Raw genomic sequence first — 8,490 nt, 5'->3', positions numbered from 1 at the left:
CGCGCCACGTGATGGGGGTGATGATCGAGAGCCATCTGGTGGCCGGCAGCCAGAAGATTCCCGCCGATCTGAGCGAGCTCACCTACGGCCAGAGCATCACCGATGCCTGCATCGATCTGGAGGCCACACGTTCCGTTCTCGATCACCTCGCTGGAGCCGTGGCCGAGGTGGGCGAGCGGCGGCTGGTGGCGATCTGAGCGCACGGAAGTGCGGAGCGGGCCTCGCTCATTGTCGAGTGAGGAACCAGGAGCCCGCCAGGATCGCCTCGGGTAGGACAGAGCTCGTTCTCGAGCGGGTTCACGTCGGCTCCCCGGAGATGGGGGACAATGGAACTGCCTTCCTGGGTTCCTGGCCCCAGGGATCCACTGCAGACCTCGGATCACGTCCTTCTGCGCGGAGCTGGCGGGCAGCGCAGCCCCGAACTGGTCCTGGCTCGTCTGCGGGTGGGCCCAGATGCGGCTTTTTCCATAGTGATCAGGCAAGCTGCAGAGCACCGATCGCCATGCCGCTGAGCTGATGCTCCGAGAAGCTGCGCGATCCCTGCTCTCCAGGAGTCAGCTGCTCGCAGCGCTCCTGCTGCAGCCCTTCGGCACCGCGGCCGCCGCCGAGCCGGCCGCCTCCCCGCCGTCCATCGCCGCCGATCTGGGGCCGGAAATGCGGCTGCCCTCCACCAACCCGGCGGCCTCCAGCGCAGCACCGGGTACCGGCCAGCTGGGCCGCTGGCTGGGCCTGCCAGCCGATTCAGCCCTCCGCCTCGGTGGCGCCTGGGTGGGGAATGGCACGTCGCAGATCGTGGGCGGTGTCCAGTCAGTGCCTGCCAACGGCCTGGCCCAGCAGCTCCTGATCGACGCCACCCTTGATCTGGAGCAGGCCGTGGGCTGGCGCGGCGGTACGGCGTGGGTCCAGGGCCTGCAGCTGAACGCCGGGCCGGGGGCCGCCCTGCCCTCCGGCAGCGTGCAGGGCAGCAACAGCCTGGTGGCTCCGCCGCCGCTGGATCGCACCGCGCTCTACAGCTACGTGCTGCGCCAGGACCTCTGGGATCGCCAGCTGAAGATCCTGGTGGGCAAGCAGGCGGCCAGCATTGAGTTCGCCAACGTCACCCGTCCGGACGTCACCCGCAATCCCACCTATGCCGTATCGGCGCTCAGCGCTCTGCCGTTCACGCCCCTCTATGCGATGCCCACCTTGCTGGGGCGCATGCCCGGCTATCCCGATCCGGCCTTGGGGGCCTCGCTGAGCTGGCAGCCGAAGGCCCTGGATCGCAAGGTGTATTTCAATGCCGGCGTGTTCGACGGTCGCGGCGGGGTGGGGGATGGATCGATCCGCACGGGCACGGCCGTCCCGAGCCTGGGCGGGCCACTCTTCTCTGTGGCCGAACTGGGGGGCGGCTGGTCGCTGGGCGCGAGCAACCGCCCCGGCTCCGCCAGCTTCGGGACCTGGTTCCAGGGCGGCACGTCGAGCCGCTGCAGCGGCACCGGCCCGGAGGAGATATGCCTGCAGGAGAACGGAGCCCACGGCTTCTACGGCACCGTGGCCCAGCGGCTGCTCAATTTCCGGTACGGGCACGATTCCAGCGGGCTGGTGGGTTTCGTGAGCGCCGGCTGGACCCCTTCCATCACCAACCTGATGACCCGCTCACTCACCGCCGGTCTGACGGCCTTCGCGCCGATGGCACAACGTCCCCGGGACAGCTTCGGCCTCGGTCTGTCGTGGGCAAGGGTGAACGACACCGGGTTCCTGGAGCAGGTGTTCCGCCCCTCCGAGCTGATGCTGCAGGTGTACGGGCAGTTTCATCTCGGCGGCGCCACCTACGTGCTGCCGGCTCTCACCACCCTGCCCCGGCCAGGACTCGCCGCAGCCGCCGGCGGGTCCACCAGCGTGCTCCTGCAACTGATCACCCTGTTCTGAGGAGCCCTGGCTCCAAGAGGACCGGATGTGGTCGGAGCCTCCCACTGGCCCGCACTTGCTACCGGACACGGGGCTCCCGGGCGCTGAACGGCGAAGCCCACGCCGAGGGAATCGAGGCCAGGGCCACTGCAATTTCGGGGATGAACGTGATACCAGGTTTGTGCCGTGATTTGATCTTTACCGGGGATTGTTGCCGTTCAGTGGCTGCAATCTGTGCCTGTTACGTTTCATGAATCCCAGGATCGCGGCACTGCATTTTGCCTAGCGTTGTTCATGGAAATATTTTTGGACTCAACTTGATTCCTGCAGCGAGAGAGTGCGCCGCAGGGCGTGCTGGTCTGCAACTTTCGGAGGACACCGTCTCCCGATGGGCCCACCTTGCAGTGGCATCCCTCTCCACAACATCCTGCGGCGTCTTGATGGGTCGCAGGCTTCAGGACTCCCGAGCGCTGGCGCAAGGTGCCGCCGGAGTCTGTCCCCTCACTTTTCCTCGCTGATCGGAAATCATGGCAACAACAGACATGCCAGCAACGGATATCGAGAGCGTCGAGTACAAGAAGCAGTTTCTCCATGAAGCCACCCGCCTGGCGATCGAGTCCGTGGAGAAGGGATGGGGCGGACCCTTCGGGGCGGTGATCGTCAGGGATGGCCAGATCATCGGTCGCGGTCAGAACCGTGTGCTGCTCACGGGTATCCCCGTGTATCACGCTGAGGTGACTGCCATCATCGACGCCTGCTCCAGGATCAACACCAAGGCTCTGCTTGGGTCGGAGGTGCATGAGGGCAATCTCAAGATGATCCCGCGCCCCGAGGGATCGCCTGATCCGGTGCCGGAGAGGGCTCAGATGCTGAAGGGCTGCGATCTCTATGTCAACGGAGCTCCTTGCCCGATGTGCATGAGTGCCATCTACTGGGCGCGGATCGATCGGGTGTACTTCGGCACAAGGCTGGAGGATACGAGCAAGATCGGTTTCGATGATGAGTTCCAGTACATCGACTTTCGTCTTCCCTGGGAGCAGCGCAAGGCGATTCAGTGCTTTCCGGATTTCGAACGTGACTTCGCCCTTCAGGCCTGTCAGGCCTGGATGGACAAACCGGACCGCCATCCCTATTGAAGAACTGGGCCAGCGCCATGGCGGACCCTGTGACTCTGATCGCCTCCGGCCGCGTCCATGCCGGCATGGGCAAAGCCTTGGCGGGTTGGCACGCCCGGCAGGCGGATGCCCTCTCGCGACAGAGCGGCTTCCTCAGCACCGATCTGCTTCCGCCCCGCTCCGCCGCCAAGGGTGAGACCTGGACGATCCGGATCTCGTTCGCTTCCCCTGAGGAGCTCGAGGCCTGGCAGTCCTCCACCGCCTGCCACGATCTGCTGGCGGCAGCGGCACCGCTGCTGGTGGGGGGGGTCTTCGAGGAACGACGTGAACAGGCGGATGCCTACCCCGGAAGCCGGTCCGATGTCACGGAGGTGATCTTCTCCAAGGTCAGGGCCGGCATGTCCGAGCAGTTCCGCAGCTGGGCCCAACGGATCCAGGCGGCCCAGGCCAGTTACCCCGGCTATCTCGGCATGTACCTCCAGCCCCCTCAGGGGGGCGGCGAGGGGCACTGGGTCACGATTCTCCGGTACGACTCCGCCTCCCATCTCGAGGCCTGGATGAACTCCCGCCAGCGCGCCGATCTGCTGGCGGAATCGCGGCAGTTCATGGAACGCGAGGAACTGGTCCGCATCACCAGCTCCTTCCCCGGCTGGGTTCCTGTGGATCCCGTATCCGGACAGGCGCCGCCGAACTGGAAAACGGCGATGCTCGTGCTGCTCGGGCTCTATCCGATCGTGATGCTGGAGCTGCGGCTGCTGAGTCCGATCCTCTCTGGCCTGGGGATCCACGGGGCCCTGGCCACGTTTATCGGTAACTCCATCAGTGTGGCGCTCACCAGCTTTCTGACGATGCCTTGGTTTGTGCAGACGTTCAACTGGTGGCTGTTTCCCGGCCTCGCCTCGCCACGGGCGCTCACACGCCGGGGGGTGCAGATCGTCTGCTTGCTGTATCTGCTGGAGGTGGCAGTTCTCTGGAAACTGCTGCCCTTCTGACCCAAGCCCCTATTCCTTGCCTGCCTACCCCTGATGGATCTCACGTCTCTTCAACGGCACTGCCGGGGTGCCATGGCCCAACCCGGTGATCCTGCCTATCTCTCAATGGTGCAGGCCAACCTCTGGAATCAGCTCCTTCCGGAGCGGTGGCCAGAGCTGGTGGTGCGGGTAAAGGATGAGCATGATGTGATCGCCGTGCTCCGCTATGCCCGGGAGCAGGGCCGAAAGGTTGTGGTGCGTGGGGGTGGCCACCACTGGTGTCAGCCCACTCTCCGCCGTGGCGGCATCCTGATCGACCTGGCCTGCTTCAATCAGGTGCTCAGCATCGATGCGGCGGCACGAACGGCCATCGTGCAGCCGGTCGTGAGCAACCGGGAGCTGCTGGCGGCTCTGCAACCCCTCGGGCTGGCCTTTCCCAGTGGCCACTGTCCCCAGGTGAAGGTGAGCGGTTATCTCCTCGGTGGCGGCATGGCCTGGAACCAGGGGGTGTGGGGGGCGGGAACCGAGAGCGTTGAGGCGATGGAGATCATCACCGCAGCCGGGGAGAAGGTCCTGGCCAGCCGTGAGCAGCATGCCGACCTCTTCTGGGCGGCGCGGGGAGCCGGACCGGGGTTCTTCGGGGTGGTGATCGCCTATCACCTCAAGGTCTACCCACTGCCGGCGGCGATCCTCGGCAGCACCTTCTGCTTCCCCCTTGCCCAGGCGGGGACGGTGGGCGATTGGATCTCGGCGCTCGCACCCTCGCTGAGCCCATCGGTGGAGCTGACCCTCTTCCTGCTGCAGGCTCCGCCACCGTTGCAGGCGGCGGCCGCGCCAGATGGCGGCGTCGTTCTCATGGTCTCCGCCGTCGCCTTCGCCGATACCGACGCAGAGGGAAGGCGGCAGCTGGAACCACTGGACCATTCCGAGCTGCCACCGCTCTCCCGTGAGGTCGCTGTGTCCCTCAGCTTTCCAACCTTGTTCGATCTGTCCGGGTCGCTCTGGCCTGAAGGGCATCGCAGTCGTGTCGAGAACCGCTTCTCCTCGGCATCCGCCGGTGATCAGATCCGAGCGGCGGCCGGGTTCATGGCGGCAGCCCCCTCCCCGACCACCCTGGTGTTCTTCACGGTGTTCACAGGGCCTGCGGCTGTGCATGATCCGATCAACACCTCCTATTCCATGAATGGACAGGTCTATGGAGGACCCTCAACGATGTGGCTGGATCCGGCTTACGATGCCACGAACATCGAGTGGCATGAAGCCTGTACGGCGGCTCTCCACGTCCACACGAAGGGCAGCTACATCGGTGAAACCGATTTCGTGCGCAGGCCAACGTCGGCGGTCGAGGCTTATCTTCCGCACTGCTGGAGCCGCCTGGCGGATCTGCGCGCCGTGCATGATCCCGACCGCGTGTTCTTTGATCTGTTCGAAGCCTTGGGTGAGGATGTCCATTCGTTCAGCTCCTAAGCGGATTTCACGAGTCTGAACGGGGTGCGACAGCCTGATCAGATTGCGGCGATGAAGATGGATTATGGATCGAGTGTGTGTCGCTTTTCCCTAATCTTAGGCTGCCATTGAGCCGGTATCCGAGCCTGAGCTGTGATGTCCACGCCTGAGAATCTCGCGTTCTTGCATTAGGCCATTCAGCTGATGAGGGAGGCCGGTGGGGTGAACATGACGGGTGGACCCGTCGGCTGTGTGATCGTGATGGATGGCCAGGTCATCGGCGCGGCCGCCAACAGCGTGATGCGGAATCACGATCCCTTCGCCCATGACGAAGTGAAGGCCATCCGACAGGTCTGCGCGCTCCTCCAGACGGTGGATCTCACCGGGGCGATGAAGTACACGAGCTGCGAATGCTGTCCAATCAGTTAGGTAACTGCCTACTGGGCCAGGATCTCGAAGATCTATCACGCCGCCGATTCCCAGGATTATGCCGATCTCTTCGGTGACGCCAACATCGGGGATGATCTTCAGCTGTCCAATTCCGAACGCCGCCTCGCTTCTCAGCAGATCCTGCAGGAGGAGGCCGCCGTGGTGTGCGATCCGTTCCGCGAACTGCCGGACGGAGCCTGGTAGTGCTCTTGCGTCCGGAGGATCGGCCTTCGCTCCGCTCCTGGGCTGGGCCACTCATCGTCCACCTCCCATCACCCTGCGCTCACTCCAGGCAAGAGCGCCCCGGTAGGAGGACCGTGGCGGGTGAGGGAGGCGGCGGCCTGAGCGCCGCGCGGCATCGCGTCTCTGAACCCGCTCAGGATGCCGGGCTGGCCGATCCCAGGGCTGCGGCGAACTGCTCAACAGTGAGCAACTGCGCATAGCCCTGGAAGCAGGCCAGGGCCTGCCTGTGGCGCTCCGGGATCGCCGCCTGGCAGGCGTCGGTGAGGCACACCACCCGGTAGCCCCGGTCGGCGGCATCCTTGACGGTGTGGTCGATGCACTGATCGGTGAGCAGGCCGATCACCACCAGCGTGCGGATGCCGATGTTGCGCAGCAGATAGTCGAGCGTTGTGGAGGTGAATGCCGAGGAGGAACTCTTGGGCAGGACCAGTTCATCTCCCAGGGGAACCAGCTCCTCGATCACCGTGGCGGCGCGGCTGCCGGGCGGGAAACCCATGCCGCAGCGCTTGTAATCGAGGCTGCGGTCGCGGCCGTCAGTGGTGAGGTCGGCAATCACCGTGTGCAGCACCTCCAGACCTGAAGTCCGAGCTAGGGCCAGGGCCCGCTGGGCTGCCGGCAGGGTGCGCGAGCGGAACAGCTGGTCGAAGGCGGGTCGGGGCAGTGGCTGCGCATCGCCGCAGGTGCCCTGCTGCAGATCCACCAGCAGCAGGGCCATAGCTCCGGGCTGCAGCCAGTCAGGCTCGGGATCCATGCGGAGGATGCTGAAAACGGGCCACCCGGCTCATCATGAAGCCATCAAGCGGCCCTGCCATGACCCTTTCAGCCCCCGCTCCCGGCCTCTCCGCGGCGGAGCCTGAGCTGCGCTGGCTGGCGATCACCTGGGTGAACAATGCTGGTGCCTCCCTGGTCAAGACGGTGCCCCTGACACAACTGGAGGCCGCCGAGCGGACCGGCGTGGGCTTCTCGCCGGTGGCGGACGCCTTCGGCGCGGCCGGCGGCATCGATCCTGCCCACCGTCTGGCGGTCCCCGATGGTGACCTGCGGCTCAAGCCCGATGCCAGCGCCCTGACGCCGCTGGATCCGGCCCTGGGCTGGGCCTGGGCTCCGGGCGAGCGCTGGCTGCGCAGCGGCGTTGCCTATGGGGGAGATCAGCGCCATTTCTGTCGCCGTCAGCAGGAGGCGCTGTGGGCGGATGGGCTCGACCTGCGGGTCGGCTTCGAACTGGAGTGGCTGCTGGCGGAGGAGGCGCCGGATCCGGACGGGGCCCCCCGGGCGGCGGTGGCCGGAGGCCCCTATGGCGCCGATCGCCTTGTGGAGGGCCTCGAGTACGCCACGGCCGTACTTGAGGCGATCGAGGCGGCGGACCTGGACTGGCTGCAGTTCCATCCGGAGTACGGCGCCTCCCAGTTCGAGCTTTCGCTGGCGCCCGGAACCGCCCTGGAGGCCGCAGACCGACTGGTGCGGGCTCGCCTGGTGATCCAGCGGGTCAGCCGCCGTTTCGGCTGGCGCTGCAGCTTCAGCCCCAAGCCCAGCCTGGAGCGCGTGGGCAACGGCTGCCACCTGCATCTCAGCCTGGCTCGCGCCGGAGTGCCGCTGCTCCAGGGGGGGAACGGTCCCGCCGGCCTTACAGGGGAGGGCCAGGCCGTTCTGGCCACGTTGCTGCAGGAGCTGCCGGCGCTGATGGCCCTGTCCTGCCCCCTGGCGGTGTCGTACCAGCGGCTGGCGCCTGGCACCTGGTCGGCCCCTTTCCAGGTGTGGGGGGTGGAGAACCGGGAGGCGGCCCTGCGGCTGATCCCCTCCGAGGCCGACGGAGCTGCGGCCCATCTGGAGCTGAAGGTGGCCGATGCCGGTGCCAATCCCTATCTGCTGCTCGGCGCGGTGCAACTGCTGGCACGGGAGGCTCTGACTTCGGCTCCAGCCTTGCCTGCGCCGCTGATCGGCGATCCGGCCGGCCTGCCCCCAGGCACGGTTCCGCGTCTGCCCACCAACCTGACGCAGGCTTCCGCCGCCTTTGCAGCCAGCAGCGTCCTGCGCCAGGGGATGGGGGACGCCCTGCATGGCGCTCTACTGGACAGCCAGGCGGCGGAGGTGCGACGCAACGAGGCTCTCTCTGATCGGGAGCAGGTGCTGGCCAGCTGCTGGTGGCCGCTGGTTGGTGGTCCCCTCTGACGCTCGGCCGTCCCCAGGGGGCACGGCGCTGCCGACCGCGGACCCGGGGGCCGCGCGGACTGCTTCTAGCGTGGACCCCTGGGACCTGCCGTCCGCCATGTTGCCCACCTCCGATTTGCACGTGGTGGAGACCCGCCCCCTGGTCGCTCCCGCCCTGCTGCACCGGGAGCTTCCCCTCACTGATAAGGCGGCCAGCACGGTGCTGGGGGCACGGGAGCGCATCAAGGCGA

7 protein-coding genes and 2 pseudogenes are annotated in these 8,490 nt (G+C 66.4%); 8 read left to right on the top strand and 1 reads right to left on the bottom strand.

Annotated elements, in window-relative coordinates:
• From KBY88_RS15925 to KBY88_RS15900, 6 genes and pseudogenes are all read left to right on the top strand, one after another.
• Positions 1-197, top strand: a pseudogene (locus KBY88_RS15925) (3-deoxy-7-phosphoheptulonate synthase); the annotation flags it as partial.
• Between the two features lie 319 nt (positions 198-516).
• Positions 517-1,908: a carbohydrate porin gene (locus KBY88_RS15920; RefSeq protein WP_254940928.1), complete on the top strand. Its 1,392-nt coding sequence runs from the start codon at positions 517-519 to the stop codon at positions 1,906-1,908.
• 506 nt (positions 1,909-2,414) lie between these two features.
• Positions 2,415-3,023, top strand: coding sequence for a nucleoside deaminase (locus KBY88_RS15915; RefSeq protein WP_254940927.1), 609 nt, complete (start codon positions 2,415-2,417; stop codon positions 3,021-3,023).
• A gap of 17 nt (positions 3,024-3,040) precedes the next feature.
• The gene (locus KBY88_RS15910) at positions 3,041-3,994 is read left to right on the top strand and encodes an antibiotic biosynthesis monooxygenase (protein ID WP_254940926.1); all 954 of its coding nucleotides are present in this window, start codon (positions 3,041-3,043) and stop codon (positions 3,992-3,994) included.
• 72 nt (positions 3,995-4,066) lie between these two features.
• Positions 4,067-5,440, top strand: coding sequence for an FAD-binding oxidoreductase (locus KBY88_RS15905; RefSeq protein WP_254940925.1), 1,374 nt, complete (start codon positions 4,067-4,069; stop codon positions 5,438-5,440).
• A gap of 183 nt (positions 5,441-5,623) precedes the next feature.
• A complete protein-coding gene (locus KBY88_RS15900) occupies positions 5,624-5,848 on the top strand; it encodes a deaminase (RefSeq protein WP_254940924.1) in 225 nt (74 codons plus the stop codon).
• A gap of 376 nt (positions 5,849-6,224) precedes the next feature.
• On the opposite strand, the gene KBY88_RS15895 is transcribed toward KBY88_RS15900, so the two are convergent.
• Positions 6,225-6,842, bottom strand: a complete 618-nt coding sequence (locus KBY88_RS15895; protein ID WP_254940923.1) for a cysteine hydrolase family protein — start codon at positions 6,840-6,842, stop codon at positions 6,225-6,227.
• Between the two features lie 59 nt (positions 6,843-6,901).
• Here KBY88_RS15895 and KBY88_RS15890 point away from each other — a divergent pair, with 59 nt between their 5' ends.
• Both KBY88_RS15890 and KBY88_RS15885 read left to right on the top strand, forming a co-directional pair.
• Positions 6,902-8,260: a type I glutamate--ammonia ligase gene (locus tag KBY88_RS15890; RefSeq protein ID WP_254940922.1), complete on the top strand. Its 1,359-nt coding sequence runs from the start codon at positions 6,902-6,904 to the stop codon at positions 8,258-8,260.
• 97 nt (positions 8,261-8,357) lie between these two features.
• Positions 8,358-8,490 (top strand): annotated as a pseudogene (locus KBY88_RS15885) (3-deoxy-7-phosphoheptulonate synthase); the annotation flags it as partial.

This window comes from Cyanobium sp. Morenito 9A2 (genome assembly GCF_024345575.1).
Taxonomy (GTDB): Bacteria; Cyanobacteriota; Cyanobacteriia; order PCC-6307; family Cyanobiaceae; genus ATX-6F1.
The sequence above is the reverse complement of the archived record's forward strand: the minus strand, read 5'-3'. Positions and strand labels throughout refer to the sequence as shown.

Excerpts from the sequence above, each read along its gene's own strand:
- KBY88_RS15895 (WP_254940923.1), bottom strand. The coding sequence starts at position 6,842 with ATGGATCCCGAGCCTGACTGGCTGCAGCCCGGAGCTATGGCCCTGCTG.
- KBY88_RS15905 (WP_254940925.1), top strand. The coding sequence starts at position 4,067 with ATGGCCCAACCCGGTGATCCTGCCTATCTCTCAATGGTGCAGGCCAAC.
- KBY88_RS15890 (WP_254940922.1), top strand. The coding sequence starts at position 6,902 with ATGACCCTTTCAGCCCCCGCTCCCGGCCTCTCCGCGGCGGAGCCTGAG.
- KBY88_RS15920 (WP_254940928.1), top strand. The coding sequence starts at position 517 with ATGCTCCGAGAAGCTGCGCGATCCCTGCTCTCCAGGAGTCAGCTGCTC.
- KBY88_RS15900 (WP_254940924.1), top strand. The coding sequence starts at position 5,624 with ATGAGGGAGGCCGGTGGGGTGAACATGACGGGTGGACCCGTCGGCTGT.
- KBY88_RS15915 (WP_254940927.1), top strand. The coding sequence starts at position 2,415 with ATGGCAACAACAGACATGCCAGCAACGGATATCGAGAGCGTCGAGTAC.
- KBY88_RS15910 (WP_254940926.1), top strand. The coding sequence starts at position 3,041 with ATGGCGGACCCTGTGACTCTGATCGCCTCCGGCCGCGTCCATGCCGGC.